The sequence below is a fragment of the Sphingomonas sp. 35-24ZXX genome, from assembly GCF_000786215.1.
In the GTDB taxonomy this organism is placed as follows: domain Bacteria; phylum Pseudomonadota; class Alphaproteobacteria; order Sphingomonadales; family Sphingomonadaceae; genus Blastomonas.
The window spans coordinates 962,357-981,046 of sequence record NZ_JROG01000003.1 but is presented as its reverse complement, the minus strand read 5'-3'; the positions used below and the strand labels follow the sequence as shown (position 1 = coordinate 981,046).

The following is an 18,690-nucleotide window of genomic DNA, read 5'->3' as shown; positions in this document are numbered from 1 at the left end:
CGGACGTCAGTCCGCCTCGACCGTCAGCGCCTCGATCGTCAGCATCATCGCAGGCGTGCCTTCCTCGCGGCGGTGCACTTCGGTAATCGCCAGATCCGCCACCAGATGACCGGCAATGGTGAATTCATGCTCGGGCAGGATGCCGGCCAGCCACTCGCCAACCATTTGCGCGTCGCTGCCTGCCAGCGAAATGCGCATCACATGGCGCATCCCGGTGAAGGTGGCGCTGGCCCAGGCTGTGCCGCGATGCTCCTCGAGCTGCGCTGCCCCGCCGGCGAGGGTCAGCACCGCGCGGATCAGCGCAGTGGCGGGGTCGTGGCGAATCTTTTGGTGGATCATGCCTGCTCCTGTCGATAAATGTTCATGAAATGTTCTATTCTTTGACGCAAGTCTTCGCGTGGTTCGCGGCCCCGGCGCAGGTCATCGACCAGACGCGGGTCGCGCGCGGACAGGCGCCCGAAGCGGGTGTGCGCCATCCCTGTTTCGCGCAGGAATGTCTCGACCAGGCGCAACAGCGGCATCGGCTTTTCTCCTCGAATCGACACGCGGGAAAGGACCCGCAAAGGAACACTAGGATTTATCCTATAGGCGATTCGCGAAATGTAGGAAATATCCTTGAAGATGCCGCTGCTGATGCTATATGTCCGATATGGAGCATGATGTTCGCCAGACGCTGGAGCGGCTGATCGCGGCGCGGGGCGTGAGCTTTGCCGGGGTGTCGCAGCTGCTCGGCAAGAACCCGGCCTATATCCAGCAGTTCATCAAGCGCGGGACTCCCAAAAGGCTCGACGAGCGCGACCGGTGGCTGCTGGCGCAGTTCTTCGGGGTGAGCGAGCAGCAGCTGGGCGCGCCCGATGACGCCGCTCCGATGGCGCATGGCAGGGCGATGCGCGGCGGCAGCCGAACCGGGATACCGCGCAGTCTGCCCGCGCGCATGCGGCTGATCCCGCGCCTGGCAGTGGGGGCTTCGGCAGGCGCGGGCGCGCTGGCCGACGACGAGGCACCGGTGGCCGAGATCGCGTTCGACGAGGCCTGGCTGCGGCGCTTGGGGGCAGGGTCGGACGCAGTGACGATGATCCAGGTCGAGGGCGATTCCATGGCCCCGACACTCAACGACGGCGACGATATCCTGGTCGCGATGCACGGCGGCACGGCAACGCACCGCCGCGACGGCATCCACGTGCTGCGCATGGACGACGCACTGATCGTCAAACGGCTGGCGTTCCGGCCGGATGGCAGGTTGTCGGTGACGTCGGACAACGCGCTCTACCCGAGCTACCCGGACGTCGCGCCAGAGAGCGTGAGCATCGTGGGGCGGGTTATCTGGGCGGGACGGCGGGTCTAACTGATTTGTTATAGGATTTCGGAACGAATCGTTATAACCTCCATATGTGCGCCAGATCATTTATGCCCGTGATGCGCTGAAAACTTTGCTGTCGATCGACAATGCGACCGCAAAACGCATTCAGGCGAAAGTCGCGCAATATGCCGAGGACCCGGCCAGCCTAGCCAATCAGGTCAAGCGATTGCAGGGTGAGGACAGGTTGTGGCGGTTGCGGGTCGGGGACTGGCGGGTGCTATTCAACGAGGACAGGGTGGTCGTTCATATCGTTCGGATCGCGCCTCGGGGCAGAGCTTATGATTGAGGTCAGCTAATGGGTTACGAACCGCAACACTTTATCGCGCCCGATGGGACAAAGATGGTCGTTCTCACTGCGGCCGAATTCGAGCGGTTACGCGATCTTGCCGATGACGCGGAGGACGTAGTTGCTGCGCGTGTGCAATTGGAGCGAATTCGCCAGGGAGAGCAGGGCGTTCCTGGCGAAGTTGTCGCGTTCATGATCAATGACGAGATGAGCCCGATTGCCGCATGGCGCAGATATCGCGGCATGTCGCAGACGGATCTGGCGGAAAAAGCGGGCTGCAGCCAGGTCTGGCTGAGCAAGATCGAATCCGGCGCTGCGCGCGGGGCTGCAAAGCTGCGTCGGGCCATCGCAACTGCTCTTGATGCGCCGCTCTGGTCGATCGAAGATGACTGACTTGCACCCACCCGCCATCCTTGCCACATAGCTTGGCATGACCGACACACCTGCCAATCCCGCCCAGCCGCCGCTTCGTGCCGCGATCATTCCGGTGACGCCGCTGCAGCAGAACTGCACGCTCATGTGGTGCACTGAGACGATGAAGGGCGCGCTTGTCGATCCGGGCGGCGATCTGCCCAAGCTCAAGGCCGCCGTCGCGCAGGCGGGGGTCACGCTGGAGAAGCTGCTGGTGACCCATGGTCATATCGACCATTGCGGCGAGACGGGCACGCTGGCGAAGGAGCTGGGCCTCACGATCGAGGGGCCGCATGAGGAAGACCGCTTCTGGATCTCGCGGCTCGACGACGATGGCCGCAATTACGGGATCGCAGGCGCGGTGTTCGAACCTGATCGGTGGCTCAAGGATGGCGACACCGTCACCGTCGGCAATCTGGTGCTCGATGTCATCCACTGCCCGGGCCACACGCCGGGCCATATCGTGTTCCACCACGCGCCGTCGAAGCTGGCGATCGTGGGCGACGTGATCTTCCAGGGATCGATCGGCCGAACCGATTTTCCGCGCGGCAATCATCAGGACCTGATCGATTCGATCACGCAGAAGCTCTGGCCGCTGGGCAACGACACGGTGTTCGTGCCGGGCCACGGGCCGACCAGCAATTTCGGCTTCGAGCGTCAGCGCAACGGCTTCGTCGCCGATCACGTGCTGGCTTAGAGTTTCTGCCTCGGCCAAAAGCCCTCCCCCTCGATGGGGGAGGGTTGGGTGGGGGTGATATCTCCGGATTGTTCTATCGGTGCGATAGTCGACAAGAATCACCCAGCTGCACCATCACCCTCACCGCTGCGACTAGGCAGCAAGCTGCCAAGTCTCGCTGCCTCTCCCATCAAGGGAGAGGCGAATTGAGGGACCTCTCCCATCAAGAGAGAGGCGTTTTGATATGCGGGAGGGGAAATCGCTCACGCGACCGGCAGCACGCTCGCGACATAGGCCGCATAGCCGGAAAGCCCGAGCAGCGTCAGCAGCGTGGTGATCGTGCCGAGCGTGCGGCCGATGCCGAACGCGCCGCCATCCATGCCGAGGCCATGGGCCAGACGCCCGATCATGTAGACCACGCCCACCACCCACAGCCAGGTCGCCGCATAGCCTGAGCACTCCAGCGCGCCGATCAGGATCAGCACAAAGGGGGTGAACTCGACGAAGTTCGCCTGCGCGCGCATGCGGCGGATGACGAATTCGTTGCCGCCATCGCCCACGCTCACCTTCTGGCTGGTGCGCACCTGGCCGATGCGGATGGCAAGCCAGATGTTGATCAATCCGGCGGCAGCGGCCATGGTCAGTGTCAGCGGCAGGTTCATGCTGGTCGTCCCCTCAAGTGATGCCGCGCGAGAAAAGCGGCACATTCTGCGGCGGACCTAGCGCGACAATGCTTGCAACGCACGAGATTTTCGCTATAGCCCCGCCTTCGCACGCGAACGGGCTTTGTTGCTCCACCGGCTGGCTGCGCAAAACGCGCCCGCTACGGAAAACATGGCAATATCGCATTGATAGACAAGCAAATAAGGTAAGCAGATCCTGCCATGGCTGTTCCTAAAAGAAAAACCTCACCCTCGAAGCGCGGCATGCGTCGCAGCCACGATTCGCTGACCATCGACGCGTTCAGCGAATGCTCGAACTGTGGTGAACTGAAGCGCCCGCACCATGTTTGCGGCGCATGTGGCCATTACAACGGCCGCGAGGTGCTTGCAGTCGCCTGATTCAGATCAGACGGCCTTTGCACTTTTTCAGGGGGATTAACCGGTGCCGATGAAGCCGCGGATCGCGATTGATGCGATGGGCGGTGATGAAGGCGTGCGCGTCATGCTGGGTGGTGCGGCGGAAGCCCGCCACCGCCATGAGCGCTTTACCTTTCTGCTGGTCGGCGACGAAAAGCAGATCAAGGCTGGCCTGGACCGTCACCCCAATCTGCGCGCCGCATCCGAGATCCTGCACACCGATGAGGTGGTGCGGGGCGAGGACAAGCCCAGCCAGGCGATCCGCAAATCCAAGAATTCGTCGATGGGTCTCGCCATTCAGGCGGTCAAATCGGGCGATTGCAGTGCTGCGGTCAGCGCCGGCAACACCGGCGCGCTGATGGCGATGGCCAAACTGGCGCTGCGCACCATGCCGGGCATCGACCGGCCCGCGCTCGCAGCCCTGCTGCCCACGCTCGAAGAGACAGACCTGGTGATGCTGGATCTGGGCGCCAACACCGAATGCGATGCGCGCAACCTGGTGCAGTTCGCGGTGATGGGCGCGGTCTATTCGCAGATCATCTTTGGCTTTGAAAAGCCGCGCACGCGCCTGCTCAACATCGGGACCGAGGATTCCAAGGGCACCGATGCGCTGCGCGACGCCGCTGCCGCCCTGCGCGCCGCCACACATCTGCCGATGGATTTCCAGGGCTTTACCGAGGCGGACAAGATTTCGCGCGGCGATGTCGATGTCGTCGTCACCGATGGCTTTTCCGGCAATATCGCGTTGAAGGCGCTCGAAGGCACCGCGCGCTTCGTCACCGATCTGCTCAAGCGCAGCTTCCAGTCCTCGCTCCGCTCCAAGATCGGCTTCCTGATCTCGCGCCCGGCGACCGACCTGCTGCGCCACCATCTCGACCCCAACAACCACAATGGCGCGGTGTTCCTGGGCCTCAACGGCGTGGTCGTCAAAAGCCACGGTTCGGCCAGCATCAAGGGCGTGGCCAATGCGGTGGAAGTCGCCGCGCGGCTGGTGGAAGACAATATCACCCTGCGCATCGGCGATGTGCTGAAGGATTTCGACACCAGCGCGATCGCCAGCAACGGCGTTGCCTCCAACGGATCGGGCGAATCACCCAAATGAGCAATCACGCACCGGTCGAACGCAGTGTCATCCTGGGCACGGGATCGGCCTTGCCGGCGCGCCGGGTTTCCAATGCCGAACTGTCGGAAACGGTGGATACCTCGGACGAATGGATCACCGAGCGCACCGGGATCAAGTTTCGCCATATCGCCGGGCCCGACGAAACGACCTCGACGCTGGCGATCGATGCCGCGCGCGCCGCGCTTGATGCGGCGGGGCTCGCAGGCTCTGACATCGACCTGATCGTGCTGGCGACCGCCACGCCCGACAACACCTTTCCCGCCACCGCCACCAAGGTTCAGGCCGCGATCGGCATGACCGGCGGCATCGCGTTCGATGTCGCGGCAGTGTGCTCCGGCTTTCTCTACGCGCTGAGCGTCGCGGACAGCATGCTGCGCACCGGCATGGGCAAGCGCGCTCTGGTGATCGGTGCTGAGACCTTCACCCGCATTCTCGATTGGGAAGATCGCGGCACCTGCGTGCTGTTCGGCGATGGCGCGGGCGCAGTCGTGCTGGGGCTCGAAACCGCGGCCGAAAGCGATGCGGCACCGCGCGGGATCCTCGCGACGCAGCTGCACGCCGATGGGCGTCACTATGATCTGCTCTATGTCGATGGCGGTCCTTCGACCACCGGCACGGTCGGCAAGGTGCGGATGAAGGGACGCGAGGTGTTCCGCCACGCGGTCGTCAACCTGGCCGAAGTGATGGAGCAGGTGATGAAGCCGCTGGGCCTCACCAGCGCCGATATCGACTGGGTCGTGCCGCATCAGGCCAATGCGCGCATCCTCGATGCGACCGCGCGCAAGCTGGGTCTGCCGCCGCAGAAAGTCGTGATCACAGTCGACCAGCACGCCAACACATCGGCCGCCTCGGTACCGCTCGCGCTGGATACGGCGGTGCGGGATGGCAGAATCAAGCGCGGCGATCTTCTGGTGCTGGAAGCGATGGGTGGCGGGTTGACCTGGGGTGCGGCGGTGGTCCGCTATTAACTTCGCGTAATTTTGCCGCGCAATACGCTCAATTCGCACTGTTTTTACTCGGCTGGCATTTGCCATTGCCCCGTTTATGGGCTAGTTTTCGAAGCCTAGCGGGTTGAGGAGACGGGGCGATGCGTTCGGTGGGGACTTTGACAAGGGCGGATCTGGCCGACACGATCAATCATCAGGTGGGCCTCTCGCGCGCGGATGCGGCGCAGATGGTGGAACTGGTGCTCAACCACATGACCGACGCGCTCGAGCGCGGCGAGAATGTCAAGATCTCCGGCTTCGGCACCTTCCTGCTGCGCGACAAGGGTGAACGCGTCGGCCGCAACCCCAAGACCGGGGTCGAAGTGCCGATCACGCCGCGCCGCGTGCTCACCTTCCGCGCCAGCCAGATCATGAAGGAAAGGATCATGGCGAGTGACTGAACAGACCGTCTCCGCCAAGGCCGAGGGCGCGATGCGCACCATCGGCGAGGTGTCGGCGGAGCTGGGCGTCAAGCCGCATATCCTGCGCTATTGGGAAGCGCAGTTCGAGACCGTGACGCCGCTCAAGCGCGCCGGGGGCCGGCGTTACTATCGCGCGGAGGATGTCGAGACCTTGCGCACCATCGACCGGCTGCTCAATCGCGAGGGCTTTACCGTGCGCGGTGCGCGGCAGTTCCTGGCAGGCAAGGCCGCAGCGCCTGCGGCACTCGCTCCGGCACCGGCTGTCTCGACCAAGCCTGCGGTCGATATCGCAGCCCTGCGCAAGATTCGCGATTCGCTGGCTGCGGCGCTGGCGGCCGCCTGAGCCTTCGCGTTACAAAGGCTTGCGCAAAATCCAGTCGGTAAACGGCACATTGCCGGTCATGAACTGCTGCTGCCCCACCTTCTCGAAGCCGAAGCGCGCATAGAAGCGCTGGGCTGCCACATTGACCGTGTAGACGCACAGATACAGCGACGGGGCTCCCCGGGCGCGGGCCTCCTCGATCACCGCTTCCATCAATGTCTGGCCCAGCCCTGCGCCCTGCCAGCCGGGCAGCGCATAGATGCGCTTGAGTTCGAGCGCGCCTGCATCAGGGGCGATGTCGAGCTCGGGCAGGCACAGCATCGCGTAGCCGATGGGCGCACCCAGCGGGGTTTCGATCAGCCAGAAGGCATAGTCGGGCTTCACCAGCCAGTCGGCATAGCGCGCGACGCCATGCTCGATCGTGCAGTGATCGACCAGCGCCTCGCCGGGATGATCGGACGCAAAGGCGGTCAGAAAGGTGGCAGCACCCAGCAGCGCCAGCTTGGGCGCGTCTTCGGGTCCGGCGCGGCGCAGGATCGTCTCAGGCAGGGCAGCAGGCATTGCGCTCAGTCGTCGTCCTGCGGCCCGAGATCAGGGTCAAGATCGCGCGGGCGGATCAGTTCGACCAGCTGCGCCTTGTTGTTGTCGAGCTCGGCCCAATGGTCGATCGCAAGATCGAGCGTGGCGAGCGCCGCGGTCGGGAACTTCTCTTCCACCACATCGCGCAGCGGGCTGGAGCCGTCATTGGGGACGAGATCGAACACCAGATCTTCCAGCCCCGGATTGTGGCCGACCATCAGCACATGGCCGGCATCGTCGGACACGCCGCGCAGCACATCGATCAAGGTGACCGATGAGGCAAGATAGATGCGGCGGTCCCAATCGGGGTTGAGCGTGTGGCCGAAGGCGGTCTCGAAATGGTCGATCGTCTCGGTGACGCGGACCGCGGGCGAGGCGACGACGGCGTCGAACACCATCTTCTTTTCGGCCGCATACAGCCCCATCGCCTTGGCGCCGCGCATGCCGCGCGCGTTCAGCGGGCGGTCGAAATCGCGCAATGAGCGGTCAAGCCAGTCCGATTTGGCGTGCCGCAGCAAGGTCAGCCTCTTCATAGCATCTCTCCCCCGGATCCCGTCACAGGATCGATTCGCGCGCCCTCGTTCGGTTGCGCAGAAACGCCAGATTGCACCGCTTGTAAAGCTTCGGAAAGCGTGACCCGGCGCACCGGGGTTCCTTCGGGAAAGGCCGACAGCAGCCGCGAGGGAAAGGCGGACGACAGCATCACGAAGCGACCGCGATCATCGGCGCGGCGGATCAGCCGCCCGAAGGCCTGCGCCAGCCGCGCGCGGATGATCATGTCATCATATTGCGTGCCGCCACCCGCTGCGCGGCGCGCGCGGTGCAATATGTCGGGCTTGGGCCAGGGTACGCCCTCCATGATCACCAGCCGCAGCGAATCACCGGGAACATCGACGCCATCGCGCAAGGAATCGGTGCCGAGCAATGACGCGCGCGGATCATCGCGGAAAATGTCGACCAGCGTGCCGGTCTCCATCGGATCGACATGCTGTGCGTACAGCGGCAGCCCCGATTGCGCGAGCCGGTCGGCGATGCGGCCATGCACGCTGCGCAGCCGCCGGATCGCGGTGAACAGCCCGAGCGCGCCGCCGCCTGCCGCCTCGATCAGACGGCCGTAGGCGCCCGCGAGCCCGGCCATGTCGCCGCGCTTCACATCGGTGACGATCAGCACCTCGGCCTGGTTGGCATAATCGAACGGACTGCGCGCCTCGAACAGCTCGGGCGGCTTTTCCAGATGAATGGCACCAGAGCGCGTGAGGGCAGGGGCCCAGTCGGCGCCGGCCTTGAGCGTGGCGGAGGTGACCAGCACGCCATGCGCGGGCTTGATCACCGCCTCGGCGAGCGGCTTGCCCGGATCGAGCCAGCGGCGGTGCAGCCCCATGTCATATTCGCGGCCCTCGAACCGGTCGAGCGCCAGCCAGTCGACGAAATCGGGATCGGTCGGGCCGCCGATGCGCCCCAGCAGCGATGCCCAGGCAGCGAGCAGGTCGATCCGCCAGCCGAGTGAGGCCAAAGCGCCTTCGATCCGGGCGCGGGCCGGGCCGTCGAGCCAATCGGGGCCGTCCTCGATCAGCGCCTCGAGCCGGCGGCCCAGCGCCACCAAAGGTCCGTGCAGCGCATCGATCGCGCGTGCGGCGTCGAGCGCTGCGGCGATCAGCGGGCCGTCGAGCTCGGCAAGCTCGGTCTCGAGCCCATAGCCTGCATCCTCCGCGCCGCTCTCATCGCGCGCATAGACGGTGCCGCGGATCGCGGCGAGCAGCTGCTCGATCTCGCCCGAAGCCGTGCCCTCGCGGATGCGCGCCAGCCAGCCTTCGCCCGGCAAGGCTTCGGCGGCGATGCGTGCCGCCTCGATCGCGCGGCCGCCGAGCTCGTCATACGAGGCAACGTCGGAGAGGCGCGCGGCAAGTCCGCGCCTGCGGCCGCGCGACTTGCCTTCGGGTCCCATGATCCAGCGGCGCATCTCGACCGTTTCCTGGCCGGTCAGCGCCACCGCGAACATCGAATCGGCGGCATCGTGCAGGTGATGGCCTTCGTCGAAGATGATCCGCGTCGGGCGGCCCTGCTGTTCGCGCGCACGCGCGGCGTTGACCATCACCAGCGCATGGTTGGCGATCACCAGATCGGCATTCTGGCTCGACCGCGTGGCATGCTCGATGAAGCATTTGCGATAATGCGGGCAGCCGGCATAGACGCATTCGCCGCGCCGGTCGGTGAGCGCGGTGACGCCCGCGCGCCGGAACAGGGTGGTCAGCCAGCCGGGCAGATCGCCGCCGATCATGTCGCCATCGCGGGTATAGGCCGCCCAGCGCGCGACCAGCTGTGCCAGCACCGCCGCGCGGTTCTGGAAACCGCCCTGCAGCGCGTCTTCGAGGTTGAGCAGGCACAGGTAATTCTCGCGCCCCTTGCGGATCACCACGCGTTTGCGGAACGCCGCCTCGCTGCCGTAGATCCGTTCGGTCTCGCGCGACAGCTGGCGTTGCAGTGCCTTGGTATAGGTCGAAATCCACACCGTGCCGCCGGCGCCATGCGACCAGAGCGAGGCGGGCGCGAGATAGCCCAAAGTCTTGCCGATCCCGGTTCCGGCTTCGGCGAGCAGCATGTGCGGCTCCTGCCGCCGTTCGCGCGGGGCGAAGATGTGGCTGGCGGTGCGCGCGAACTGGCGCTGGCCTTCGCGCCGCTCCGCGCCGACACCGGTCAGCGCCTCGAGCTGCGCTTCGGCCTCGTTCTCTTCGAGCGTGATCTGGCGCGGCTGCGGCCGGGGCGGCTGCTCCTCCCATTCGGGCAGTCGCGAGAACAGCCAGCGTTCGGCCTTGTCGGGCATCTGCAGGTGCTTTGAGGCGACACCCGCCCAGGGCCAGCGCAATTTGGCGAGTGCCTGAAGCGAGGACCATGCGCCTTCGCGCTGCGGCCAGTCGGTCTTTTCCAGCGTGGCGACCAGCGCCTCGGCAGCAGCGTGCAGCAGCGCGGGGATCGCGGAATCGGGGAGGGGGTCGCTTTCGCGCTCCCCGTCAAGCTTTGGCAGGGACAGCTTCAGCGCCCGCGCCAGCCCCATCGGCGTCGGCACCATGAATTGCGCGGGATGGACGAAGGCGAACATCTCGAGCAGATCGAGGCCCGACAGCTCGGGATAGCCCAGCCGCTGCGCCAGCAGGGGGGCGTTCAGCAGGATCAGCGGGGTCTCGGCGGCGCGGCCGATGGCATCGCCCTTGGAGATGCGCACTGCAGGCTCGCCGGGACGCGCAAACCAGATCGCGCTATGGCTTGCATGCAGGGCTGGAAAGTTTAGGGAAGCGGACATTGTGCCCCTTATGGCGGCATCGGAACGAAAAGGAAACACACGTGAGCGCGTATCGCGAGGCAGCAATGCGATCCAAGGCCTGGCCCTTCGAGGAAGCCCGCAAGCTGCTGAAACGCCATCCCGGCGGCAAGCCCGAAAGCGCAGGCCCGATGCTTTTCGAAACCGGCTATGGCCCCTCGGGCCTGCCGCATATCGGCACGTTCCAGGAGGTGTTCCGCACGACGCTCGTCCGCCGCGCCTACGAGACGCTGACCGGCGGCGCGCCGACGCGGCTGGTCGCGTTCAGCGACGACATGGACGGCCTGCGCAAGGTGCCCGACAACGTGCCCAACCCGGACATGCTGCGCACGCATCTGGGCAAGCCGCTGACGCAGATTCCCGACCCGTTCGGCAAGTTCGAAAGCTTCGCGCACCATAACAACGCCATGCTGCGCGCGTTCCTCGATCAGTTCGGCTTCGATTACGAATTCGTCTCCTCGACCGAGCGCTATCAGAGCGGCGCCTTCGACGAGGCGCTGCGCGGCGTGCTGCGCAACTATCAGGCGATCCTCGACATCATGCTGCCGACGCTGCGCGCCGAACGCGCCGCGACCTATTCGCCGGTGATGCCGATCAGCGCAAAGTCGGGCGTGGTGCTGCAGGTCCCGGTCGAGGTGGTCGATGCCGAGGCGGGAATCGTGCGCTTCACGGACGAGTGCGAAATCATCGAGCAGTCGATCCTCGGCGGCGGTGCCAAGCTGCAGTGGAAGGTCGACTGGGCGATGCGCTGGGTGGCGCTGGGCGTCGATTACGAGATGTACGGCAAGGACCTGACCGACAGCGGCGTGCAGTCGGGCAAGATCGCGCGCGTGCTGGGCGGGCAGAAGCCCGAAGGCATGATCTACGAGATGTTCCTCGACGAGAAGGGCGAGAAAATCTCGAAGTCCAAGGGCAATGGCCTGTCGATCGACGAGTGGCTGCGCTATGGCAGCGAGAACAGCCTCGCGTTCTACATCTTCCGCGAGCCCAAGGCGGCCAAGCAGCTGAGCCTGGCGGTGGTGCCGCGCGCGGTCGACGAGTATTTCCAGTTCCGCGACAACTGGCATGCGCAGGACGAGGACAAGCGGCTGGGCAACCCCGCGCACCATATTCACGCAGGCGACGTCCCCGAAGGCAGTCCGCCGGTGAGCTTTGGCCTGCTGCTCAACGTCGTCAGCCTGCCGGGGATGGACGACAAGGATCTGGTCTGGGGCTTCGTCCAGAAATACGCCCCCGGTGTGATGCCCGAAACGCATCCCGAGCTCGACGGCCTGATCGCCAATGCGGTCAACTATGGGCGTGATTTCATCGCGCCGACGCTCAAGCGGCGTGCGCCGGTCGGCAGCGAGGTCGCAGCATTGCAGACGCTCGAAGCAGAGCTCGCCGCACTCCCCGACGATGCGAGCGCCGAGGATATCCAGAACATCGTCTATGCCATCGGCAAGGACGAGGCTTATGGCTTCGGCAATCTTCGCGACTGGTTCAAGGCGCTGTACGAGACGCTTCTGGGCAGTGAGCAGGGCCCGCGCATGGGCAGCTTCATCGCGCTGTACGGCATCGCCAACACCCGCAAGCTGATTGCCGAAGCCCTGGCATGACGGTCATCGCCGCCCGCCTCTACCGCGATGGGGAGCGGGTGCGCGATATCGATCTGGCACAGCCGCTGCCGCCACTCGACGACCCTGCAGATTTGCTGTGGATCGGCCTGCACGAGCCCAGCGCCGACGAGCTGATGCCGATCCAGTCGCAGCTGGGCCTGCATCCGCTGGCGGTGGAGGACGCGCTCGACCGGCGGCATCTCCCCAAGATCGAACCGTATGGCGAGCATCTGTTCGCGGTCGCGCGCACCGTCCATCTTGATGAGAGCGAGAGCAACACCGCGATCACCTATGGCAACACCGCCGTGTTCATGGGGCGTCAGTTCATCGTGACCGTGCGGCACGGGTCGCTGCGCGATCACAAGGCGGTGCGGCAGCAGCTTGAGGCGACCCCGCGGCTGCTGGCGCGCGGTGCGGATTTCGTGCTGCATGCCATTCTCGATTTCATCGTCGACGGCTATCTCGATGTGATCGATGCGCTGGAAGACAAGGTGCTGGCGATGGAGGACCGCGCGCTCGACGCGTTTCTGGATCGCGAGGAGACCGCGCAGCTGTTTTCGCTGCGCCGCGACCTGTTCCGGCTGCAACGCGTGCTGGGTCCGATGCAGGATGTCGCCAGCCGCTGCCTGCATCTCGAGCTGCCGCAGATCGATCACGATACGCAGCCCTATTTCCGCGATCTGCACGATCATGTCCGCCGCGCCGATTACCGCGTCGCCGGTCTGCGCGACACGCTGACATCGGTGATCGAGACCAGCGGCCTGCTCGAGCAGCAGCGCCAGGGCGTGATCACCCGCCAGCTCGCGGCCTGGGCGGCGATCCTCGCGGTGCCCACCGCGATCGCGGGCATCTACGGCATGAACTTCAAGTTCATGCCCGAGCTGACTTGGCGCTATGGCTATTTCCTGATCGTCGGCGTGATGGCGACGGTCTGCATCGGGCTGTACGTGCGCTTCAAATGGGCGAAATGGTTGTGACGCGCGGCTGATCGGGGAACGCGGACGCGCCGGGGCCGTAGGAGAGGGAAACCCCCCATCAAGGAGATTCCCCATGGCACTTCCCGACCTGACCGGCCGCAGCATCTGCATTCTGGCAACGCACGGCTTCGAACAATCCGAACTGATCCAGCCGCGCGACGACCTCAAGGCCGCAGGCGCGAAGGTCACGATCGTTTCGCCCGAGAGCGGCGAAATTCGCGGCTGGAAGGGTGATGACTGGGGTCAGAGCGTGTCGGTCGATGCGCCGCTCGATGGCGCCAAGGCCGAAGATTACGACGCGTTGGTGCTGCCCGGCGGCCAGATCAACCCCGATCTGCTGCGCGCCGATGACACCGCGATGGCGCTGATCAAGGCCTTTGCCGCCGCCGGCAAGCCGATCGCCGCGGTCTGTCACGCCCCCTGGCTGCTGATCGAAGCGGGCCTGGTCGAAGGCAAGACGCTGACCTGCTACACCTCGATCCGCACCGACCTGAAGAACGCGGGTGCGAACTATGTCGACCAGGAAGTGGCCGTGGACGGCAACCTGATCACCAGCCGCAACCCCGACGATCTGCCCGCGTTCGGCGAGGCGATCGCCAGGATGGTCAGCGAAATAGCCGACGCGCGCTCCGAGACTGTCTGATCCAGGACATCATGCGGCGGGTCTGATGACCTGCCGCATGACATAGGCATAGCCCGGCGCAATGGTCATCCGTCCCGAATGACCGGCATCGACCAGCATCCGGTGCGCGCGCGGCAGATTGTAGCAGGGCACGCCCATGAACAGGTGGTGCTCGCTGTGGAAGTTCACCCAGTAGGGCGCCACCGTCGCGCGCTCCAGCAGGTTCGCGTAAGTTGTGCGCGCGTGGGTGAAGGGGTCTTCGCATCCCGTGGCGGTGCAGGCATGTTCGGCAATATTGCGGATACGCAGGTACAGCTGGAACGTCGTCGCCAGCGATATCAGCCAGACCAGATAGGGCAGCGGGCCCAGACCCGTGGCGAACGACAGCGCCAGCAGCACGACCTGCGCTGCCAGAAACCGCAGTGTCACCTTGCCGATGAACAGGTTCTGCTCCTTCGCGCCCGGACCGAAGCCCTTCAACGCCATCGCCAGCTGCGCGCCGCGTTGCTTCAGAAACGTCTGGCCGGTGAGGTCGCGGAACACCTTGCGCATCAGGCTGGCACGCGTGGTGGGAAAGGGCGCGGAGAGCGACAGGTCCGGGTCTTCGGGCTGCTGCGTATAGCGGTGATGCGTGAGGTGATAGGTGCGATAGGCGTGGAGGTCGGTGCCCATGGGCACTCCGGCCGCCCATTGCCCCACCCAGTTGTTGATGGCGCGGTTGGGGTGCAGCAGGCCATGCGCGCCCTCGTGCATCAGGATCGCCAGGCCCAGCTGCCGCCCGCCGATCAGCACGACCGCGACGATCCACGCCCACCAGGTGCCGAGATACGCCGCGCCCCAGGCGAGCGCGATGATGACAGCCCAGGCATGCGCAACCAGCGCCAGACCCTTCCAGCGCGACACGGCGGTCAGCTCGCGAAACGCATCGCGGCCGAATATCTGTGCCGGATTGGCGGCCTTGACCAGCGCCATGTCACTCTCCCGATGCGCATTAAGCGCTTTACGTTTGCGTCAGTCTAGCATCGCTCGTTCAGCACGCCAACCTCGTCATTCCCGCGAATGCGGGAATCCCGCTTATGCGCCAATCGACAAAGACAGCGGGCCACCCGCCTTCGCGGGGGTGGCGAAAAAGGTTGAATGGCCCGTGGTCGTGCGCAAGAACTGAGAGCATGTTGCAGCGTCTCCATCCGCATGCCGATTTCGCAGCATCCGATGGCGTCGCCCTGTCGGTCGAATGGTCTGTATCCCGGGAAACGACGCTCACCATCGCCTATCACGTCACCGACCCCGAAGGTCACATCGCCTGGCCCGCTGCAGCGCAAGGCCGGACCGATGGCCTGTGGCGGCACACATGCTTCGAGGCGTTCATCGCATCGGCCAGCAGCCCCACTTATGCCGAGTTCAACCTTGCCCCGTCGGGCGCCTGGGCGGCTTACGCATTCGATGACTATCGGGCCGGGATGCGCGATCTGGCGCTGGCGGCGGCACCGGTGATCGAACCGGTCGAATTCGGCCATTGGCGCGTGAGGCTTGATCTGGCGGGCCTGAAAGACCTGATCGGCCCCGCGCCGTGGCGGCTCGCGGTGACGGCGGTGATCGAGGCGCGCGATGGGTCCAAATCGTTCTGGTCGCTGGCCCATCCCTCCGGCAAACCTGATTTTCACCACGCGGATTGTTTTGCCGCGCGGCTGGGGTAAAGAACCCGCATCCTTTTTCAGCAGCGTGCGGGTGGTTCATGCAGTTCGGTATCGATCGTCTTCTGGCAGAGCCTGATCTGCGCAAGGCCCTGCATGGCAAGCGTGTCGCCCTGGTCGCGCACCCGGCATCGGTGACCGCAGGCCTCGTGCATTCGCTCGATGCCCTGGTCGCGCTGGACGATATCACGCTCACCGCCGCATTCGGCCCGCAGCATGGCCTGCGCGGCGACAAGCAGGACAATATGGTCGAAAGCCCGGACTTTACCGATCCGGTCCACGGCATCCCGGTGTTCAGCCTCTATGGCGAGGTCCGCCGCCCGACGGGGCAGATGATGAGCACGTTCGATGTCGTGCTCATTGACCTGCAGGATCTGGGCTGCCGCATCTACACCTTCGTCACGACCTTGCTGTATATGCTCGAGGCTGCGGCCAGGGACGGCAAGTCGGTGTGGGTGCTCGATCGTCCCAACCCCGCCGGACGCCCGGTCGAAGGGCTGACGCTGCGCGGGGGCTGGGAAAGCTTCGTCGGCGCAGGCCTGATGCCGATGCGCCACGGGCTGACTTTGGGCGAGATGGGGCACTGGTTCATCCAGCACTACAATCTCGACGTCGATTACCGGGTGATCGAGATGCAGGGCTGGCAGCCCGATGCCGCCCCCGGCTTTGGCTGGCCCGAGAGCCGCATCTGGATCAACCCCAGCCCGAATGCTCCCAACCTCGCCATGGCGCGCGCCTATGCCGGCACGGTGATGCTCGAAGGTACGACCTTGAGCGAGGGCCGGGGGACGACGCGCCCGCTCGAGATTTTCGGCGCGCCGGATATCAACGCGCGCGATGTCATCGCGAAGATGCGCGAGATTGCACCGCACTGGCTCACAGGCTGCGCCTTGCGCGAGATCTGGTTCGAGCCGACCTTCCACAAGCATGTCGGCCAGCTCTGCCACGGCGTCCATATCCACGCCGAGGGCGCTTTCTACGATCACCCCGCCTTCCGTCCCTGGCGCGTGCAGGCGCTCGCCTTCAAGGCGATCCGCACTCTCTACCCGGACTATCCGCTGTGGCGCGATTTTCCCTATGAGTATGAACTCGGCAAGCTGGCCATCGATGTGATCAACGGCGGACCGGCGCTGCGCGAATGGGTGGATGATGCCGCCGCAACCCCCGCCGATCTCGATGCGCTGACCCAGACTGACGAAGCGGCCTGGGATGCGGTGCGCGCGCTGTGGCTCTATTGACGCGCGCTCCCACGCGGAGAGGGTGACGGCCCGCGGTTTTGGGCCACGCGGTGTGCGGTCATGCAAAGGCTGCGCTTACCGCATTTTTACCAACTCCGGCTAAACCTTTCGCATGGATGCCAACTACAGAGTCGACGTCGATCCGGTGCGCAATGTCGTCCGGCATTACCTTGCCGGGTTCTTTGAGCCGGCAGATGTCGAGCGCTATGTGGCCGCGCGCAACGCTGCCCATCAACAGCTGACCTGCGCTCCCAATCAGCATGTCACGCTGGTCAATGTGCGCGACATGAAGATCCAGCAGCAGGATATCGTCAAGACCTTTGGCGCGGTGATGGCCGATCCGCGCTACCATTCGCGCAAGCTGGCATTTGTGGTGGCGCTGTCGCTGGCGCGGATGCAACTGCTGCGCGCATCCGCCAACCGCCATGCGCAATATTTCAACTCGATCGAGGACGCCGAGGCATGGCTTATGGCGAGTGACGATCAGGATGCCATGTCCGGACCCGGTTCGGCCAACCCCGACAGGCGGGTGGCCTGATCGCTGCTTGTTAAGGCCTGGAAGGGCTATCGGGGTTTTGGGCCCGCTATTGGTGGGGCTCATAACTATTGGCTTTTGGGGGTGAGGCTGGCGGTGGCGGCCTGAGTCTGCCGAACCACTGGCTGGATGGGGGCCAAGAATGCCCGCGCGGGTCGATCCATCGCCATAACCATATGTTCGCCAATCGCTGCCATCCTGCGCCCCCATGACCGCAGAGCAATGGCTGAACCGCATCTTTGCAGACCGGGCCCCGCGCCGTTTTGGCAGCGGGTGGGTGAGCGGCGTGCTCGCCGTGGTGCTGGGGTTGCTGAGCGTGGCCGCGGTATTGTGTCTGCACTTTCCCCATTGGCTGACGTTGCCCGAGCTGCGCGGACGCTATCCGCTGGGGCTTGTGCGCACGGCCATTGATGCGGCGATCTTTGCCACGCTGCTGCTGGCAGCGCTGTCGATGCTGCTGCGGCGCAAGAAGGCGCTGGGGCTGGCGGGTCTGGCGCTGGCGGGAGCCGCGCTGGCGCTGGGCGCGGGCGGGGTGGCAATCCCCGACGCGCCGGCGAGCACGGTCTATGTCGGGCTCGACTGGTTCGTGCTCGGCGTGCTGACCACCGCAGCGCTGTTCGTGCCGCTCGAGCGCGCGTTTGCGCTGCGCCGCGAGCAGGGTCCGTTCCGGCGCGGCTGGCTGACCGATGCGAGCTATTTCTTCATGAGCCACGCGTTTGTCCAGCTGATGTCGCTGCTGGTGCTGATCCCGGCGACGCAGGTCGGCCAGGCGCTGGCGATCGCACCGGTGCAGGCCTGGGTCGGGATGTTGCCGCTGGTCGTGCAGTTCGCCGCGATCGTGCTGGTCGCGGACCTTGCGCAATATGCCGTCCACCGCGCGTTTCATGCCGTGCCCTGGCTGTGGCGCTTCCACCGCGTCCACCATTCGGTGACGACGATGGACTGGATCGCCGGATCGCGGCTGCATCTGGTCGATGTCGTCGCCACGCGCGGCCTGGTGCTGCTGCCGATCGTGATGCTGGGCTTCGATGAGGTCGCGGTCTACGCCTATCTCGGCTTCGTCTCGCTGCACGCGGTGTTCATCCACGCCAATTTTGCGCCGCGCAGGGCGTGGATCGAACGCTGGATCGCGATGCCGCGCTTTCACCACTGGCACCACGCAATCGAGCCCGAAGCGCGTGACACCAATTTCGCCGTCCATTTGCCGATGATCGACCGCTGGTTCGGGACCGAACATATGCCGGCCGATCACTGGCCCAGCGGCTATGGGGTCGAGGGGTTGGAGGTGCCCGAAGGCTATGCGCGGCAGCTGCTCTGGCCGCTGCGCCGCTAGCATGCGAAAAGGGGCGGGGGTCGAAGCGGGCGGATGCCGGGCACCCGTTCGCTTGTCATCCCCGCCCCCTGGATGTGACCTGAGCCCCCCCAGGCTCAGGTCACACCGCCGACTGTCAAGCCGCCCCCGGCTT

Annotated in this window: 23 protein-coding genes; 16 read left to right on the top strand and 7 right to left on the bottom strand. The window is 65.2% G+C overall.

The window, feature by feature from the left end; genetic code table 11:
* Positions 1–6 precede the first annotated feature (6 nt).
* Positions 7–339 carry a hypothetical protein gene (locus tag LI72_RS07130; RefSeq protein WP_052129577.1) on the bottom strand — a complete coding sequence of 111 codons (333 nt, stop codon included), beginning with the start codon at positions 337–339 and terminating at the stop codon, positions 7–9.
* On the bottom strand, positions 336–521 hold the full coding sequence (locus LI72_RS07125; RefSeq protein WP_033925038.1) for a hypothetical protein: 186 nt from the start codon (positions 519–521) through the stop codon (positions 336–338). Before LI72_RS07125 ends, LI72_RS07130 begins: the two co-directional genes overlap by 4 nt.
* Positions 522–649: 128 nt before the next feature.
* Between LI72_RS07125 and LI72_RS07120 the strand changes: the two genes are divergently transcribed.
* From LI72_RS07120 to LI72_RS07105, 4 genes are read left to right on the top strand one after another with little or no spacing between them, the layout of a single operon-like run.
* Positions 650–1,345 carry a S24 family peptidase gene (locus LI72_RS07120; protein ID WP_156139548.1) on the top strand — a complete coding sequence of 232 codons (696 nt, stop codon included), beginning with the start codon at positions 650–652 and terminating at the stop codon, positions 1,343–1,345.
* Between the two features lie 46 nt (positions 1,346–1,391).
* Positions 1,392–1,646 carry a type II toxin-antitoxin system RelE family toxin gene (locus LI72_RS07115; protein ID WP_033925036.1) on the top strand — a complete coding sequence of 85 codons (255 nt, stop codon included), beginning with the start codon at positions 1,392–1,394 and terminating at the stop codon, positions 1,644–1,646.
* Between the two features lie 9 nt (positions 1,647–1,655).
* Positions 1,656–2,039 carry a helix-turn-helix domain-containing protein gene (locus LI72_RS07110; RefSeq protein ID WP_033925035.1) on the top strand — a complete coding sequence of 128 codons (384 nt, stop codon included), beginning with the start codon at positions 1,656–1,658 and terminating at the stop codon, positions 2,037–2,039.
* 37 nt (positions 2,040–2,076) lie between these two features.
* Positions 2,077–2,754 (top strand): MBL fold metallo-hydrolase, encoded by a 678-nt coding sequence (locus LI72_RS07105; RefSeq protein WP_033925034.1) that lies wholly within the window; start codon positions 2,077–2,079, stop codon positions 2,752–2,754.
* Between the two features lie 242 nt (positions 2,755–2,996).
* On the opposite strand, the gene LI72_RS07100 is transcribed toward LI72_RS07105, so the two are convergent.
* The gene (locus tag LI72_RS07100; protein WP_033925033.1) at positions 2,997–3,395 is read right to left on the bottom strand and encodes an MAPEG family protein; all 399 of its coding nucleotides are present in this window, start codon (positions 3,393–3,395) and stop codon (positions 2,997–2,999) included.
* Between the two features lie 222 nt (positions 3,396–3,617).
* Here LI72_RS07100 and rpmF point away from each other — a divergent pair, with 222 nt between their 5' ends.
* From rpmF to LI72_RS07075, 5 genes are all read left to right on the top strand, one after another.
* On the top strand, positions 3,618–3,794 hold the full coding sequence (gene rpmF / locus LI72_RS07095) for a 50S ribosomal protein L32 (protein ID WP_033925032.1): 177 nt from the start codon (positions 3,618–3,620) through the stop codon (positions 3,792–3,794).
* 49 nt (positions 3,795–3,843) lie between these two features.
* Positions 3,844–4,914, top strand: coding sequence for a phosphate acyltransferase PlsX (gene plsX / locus LI72_RS07090; protein WP_033925031.1), 1,071 nt, complete (start codon positions 3,844–3,846; stop codon positions 4,912–4,914).
* Positions 4,911–5,903 carry a beta-ketoacyl-ACP synthase III gene (locus LI72_RS07085; RefSeq protein ID WP_033925030.1) on the top strand — a complete coding sequence of 331 codons (993 nt, stop codon included), beginning with the start codon at positions 4,911–4,913 and terminating at the stop codon, positions 5,901–5,903. The genes plsX and LI72_RS07085 overlap by 4 nt, the downstream gene beginning before the upstream one ends.
* Before the next feature lie 119 nt (positions 5,904–6,022).
* Positions 6,023–6,322 carry an integration host factor subunit alpha gene (locus tag LI72_RS07080; RefSeq protein ID WP_033925029.1) on the top strand — a complete coding sequence of 100 codons (300 nt, stop codon included), beginning with the start codon at positions 6,023–6,025 and terminating at the stop codon, positions 6,320–6,322.
* Entirely contained in the window at positions 6,315–6,686 is a 372-nt protein-coding gene (locus LI72_RS07075) for a MerR family transcriptional regulator (RefSeq protein WP_231562389.1), read from the top strand. Before LI72_RS07080 ends, LI72_RS07075 begins: the two co-directional genes overlap by 8 nt.
* Before the next feature lie 9 nt (positions 6,687–6,695).
* Here the strand turns inward: LI72_RS07075 and LI72_RS07070 are convergent, their stop codons facing one another.
* Genes LI72_RS07070 through LI72_RS07060 form a run of 3 tightly spaced genes read right to left on the bottom strand, consistent with a single transcriptional unit; the run spans position 6,696 to position 10,542 of the window.
* Positions 6,696–7,226, bottom strand: a complete 531-nt coding sequence (locus LI72_RS07070) for a GNAT family N-acetyltransferase (RefSeq protein ID WP_033925028.1) — start codon at positions 7,224–7,226, stop codon at positions 6,696–6,698.
* Between the two features lie 5 nt (positions 7,227–7,231).
* The gene (locus LI72_RS07065; protein WP_033925027.1) at positions 7,232–7,777 is read right to left on the bottom strand and encodes a SixA phosphatase family protein; all 546 of its coding nucleotides are present in this window, start codon (positions 7,775–7,777) and stop codon (positions 7,232–7,234) included.
* Positions 7,774–10,542, bottom strand: coding sequence for an ATP-dependent DNA helicase (locus tag LI72_RS07060; protein ID WP_033925026.1), 2,769 nt, complete (start codon positions 10,540–10,542; stop codon positions 7,774–7,776). Before LI72_RS07060 ends, LI72_RS07065 begins: the two co-directional genes overlap by 4 nt.
* A 65-nt stretch (positions 10,543–10,607) precedes the next feature.
* On the opposite strand from LI72_RS07060, the gene LI72_RS07055 reads away from it, so the two are divergent.
* From LI72_RS07055 to LI72_RS07045, 3 genes are all read left to right on the top strand, one after another.
* Positions 10,608–12,158: a lysine--tRNA ligase gene (locus tag LI72_RS07055; protein ID WP_033925415.1), complete on the top strand. Its 1,551-nt coding sequence runs from the start codon at positions 10,608–10,610 to the stop codon at positions 12,156–12,158.
* Positions 12,155–13,135, top strand: a complete 981-nt coding sequence (locus LI72_RS07050; RefSeq protein ID WP_033925025.1) for a magnesium and cobalt transport protein CorA — start codon at positions 12,155–12,157, stop codon at positions 13,133–13,135. The genes LI72_RS07055 and LI72_RS07050 overlap by 4 nt, the downstream gene beginning before the upstream one ends.
* 73 nt (positions 13,136–13,208) lie before the next feature.
* A complete protein-coding gene (locus tag LI72_RS07045) occupies positions 13,209–13,778 on the top strand; it encodes a type 1 glutamine amidotransferase domain-containing protein (RefSeq protein ID WP_033925024.1) in 570 nt (189 codons plus the stop codon).
* A 9-nt stretch (positions 13,779–13,787) separates the two neighbouring features.
* Here the strand turns inward: LI72_RS07045 and LI72_RS07040 are convergent, their stop codons facing one another.
* Positions 13,788–14,729: a fatty acid desaturase family protein gene (locus LI72_RS07040; RefSeq protein WP_033925023.1), complete on the bottom strand. Its 942-nt coding sequence runs from the start codon at positions 14,727–14,729 to the stop codon at positions 13,788–13,790.
* Between the two features lie 197 nt (positions 14,730–14,926).
* On the opposite strand from LI72_RS07040, the gene LI72_RS07035 reads away from it, so the two are divergent.
* From LI72_RS07035 to LI72_RS07020, 4 genes are all read left to right on the top strand, one after another.
* On the top strand, positions 14,927–15,454 hold the full coding sequence (locus LI72_RS07035) for a DOMON-like domain-containing protein (protein WP_033925022.1): 528 nt from the start codon (positions 14,927–14,929) through the stop codon (positions 15,452–15,454).
* Between the two features lie 38 nt (positions 15,455–15,492).
* The gene (locus LI72_RS07030; RefSeq protein ID WP_033925021.1) at positions 15,493–16,689 is read left to right on the top strand and encodes an exo-beta-N-acetylmuramidase NamZ family protein; all 1,197 of its coding nucleotides are present in this window, start codon (positions 15,493–15,495) and stop codon (positions 16,687–16,689) included.
* Between the two features lie 112 nt (positions 16,690–16,801).
* Positions 16,802–17,227: a hypothetical protein gene (locus LI72_RS07025; protein WP_033925020.1), complete on the top strand. Its 426-nt coding sequence runs from the start codon at positions 16,802–16,804 to the stop codon at positions 17,225–17,227.
* 205 nt (positions 17,228–17,432) lie between these two features.
* Positions 17,433–18,557, top strand: coding sequence for a sterol desaturase family protein (locus tag LI72_RS07020; protein WP_052129576.1), 1,125 nt, complete (start codon positions 17,433–17,435; stop codon positions 18,555–18,557).
* Positions 18,558–18,690: the final 133 nt, after the last annotated feature.

Coding starts and splice junctions, on each gene's coding strand:
- LI72_RS07130 (WP_052129577.1), bottom strand. CDS start 339: ATGATCCACCAAAAGATTCGCCACGACCCCGCCACTGCGCTGATCCGC.
- LI72_RS07125 (WP_033925038.1), bottom strand. CDS start 521: ATGCCGCTGTTGCGCCTGGTCGAGACATTCCTGCGCGAAACAGGGATG.
- LI72_RS07120 (WP_156139548.1), top strand. CDS start 650: ATGGAGCATGATGTTCGCCAGACGCTGGAGCGGCTGATCGCGGCGCGG.
- LI72_RS07110 (WP_033925035.1), top strand. CDS start 1,656: ATGGGTTACGAACCGCAACACTTTATCGCGCCCGATGGGACAAAGATG.
- LI72_RS07105 (WP_033925034.1), top strand. CDS start 2,077: ATGACCGACACACCTGCCAATCCCGCCCAGCCGCCGCTTCGTGCCGCG.
- LI72_RS07100 (WP_033925033.1), bottom strand. CDS start 3,395: ATGAACCTGCCGCTGACACTGACCATGGCCGCTGCCGCCGGATTGATC.
- rpmF (WP_033925032.1), top strand. CDS start 3,618: ATGGCTGTTCCTAAAAGAAAAACCTCACCCTCGAAGCGCGGCATGCGT.
- plsX (WP_033925031.1), top strand. CDS start 3,844: ATGAAGCCGCGGATCGCGATTGATGCGATGGGCGGTGATGAAGGCGTG.
- LI72_RS07085 (WP_033925030.1), top strand. CDS start 4,911: ATGAGCAATCACGCACCGGTCGAACGCAGTGTCATCCTGGGCACGGGA.
- LI72_RS07080 (WP_033925029.1), top strand. CDS start 6,023: ATGCGTTCGGTGGGGACTTTGACAAGGGCGGATCTGGCCGACACGATC.
- LI72_RS07070 (WP_033925028.1), bottom strand. CDS start 7,226: ATGCCTGCTGCCCTGCCTGAGACGATCCTGCGCCGCGCCGGACCCGAA.
- LI72_RS07065 (WP_033925027.1), bottom strand. CDS start 7,777: ATGAAGAGGCTGACCTTGCTGCGGCACGCCAAATCGGACTGGCTTGAC.
- LI72_RS07060 (WP_033925026.1), bottom strand. CDS start 10,542: ATGTCCGCTTCCCTAAACTTTCCAGCCCTGCATGCAAGCCATAGCGCG.
- LI72_RS07055 (WP_033925415.1), top strand. CDS start 10,608: ATGCGATCCAAGGCCTGGCCCTTCGAGGAAGCCCGCAAGCTGCTGAAA.
- LI72_RS07050 (WP_033925025.1), top strand. CDS start 12,155: ATGACGGTCATCGCCGCCCGCCTCTACCGCGATGGGGAGCGGGTGCGC.
- LI72_RS07045 (WP_033925024.1), top strand. CDS start 13,209: ATGGCACTTCCCGACCTGACCGGCCGCAGCATCTGCATTCTGGCAACG.
- LI72_RS07040 (WP_033925023.1), bottom strand. CDS start 14,729: ATGGCGCTGGTCAAGGCCGCCAATCCGGCACAGATATTCGGCCGCGAT.
- LI72_RS07035 (WP_033925022.1), top strand. CDS start 14,927: ATGTTGCAGCGTCTCCATCCGCATGCCGATTTCGCAGCATCCGATGGC.
- LI72_RS07030 (WP_033925021.1), top strand. CDS start 15,493: ATGCAGTTCGGTATCGATCGTCTTCTGGCAGAGCCTGATCTGCGCAAG.
- LI72_RS07025 (WP_033925020.1), top strand. CDS start 16,802: ATGGATGCCAACTACAGAGTCGACGTCGATCCGGTGCGCAATGTCGTC.
- LI72_RS07020 (WP_052129576.1), top strand. CDS start 17,433: ATGACCGCAGAGCAATGGCTGAACCGCATCTTTGCAGACCGGGCCCCG.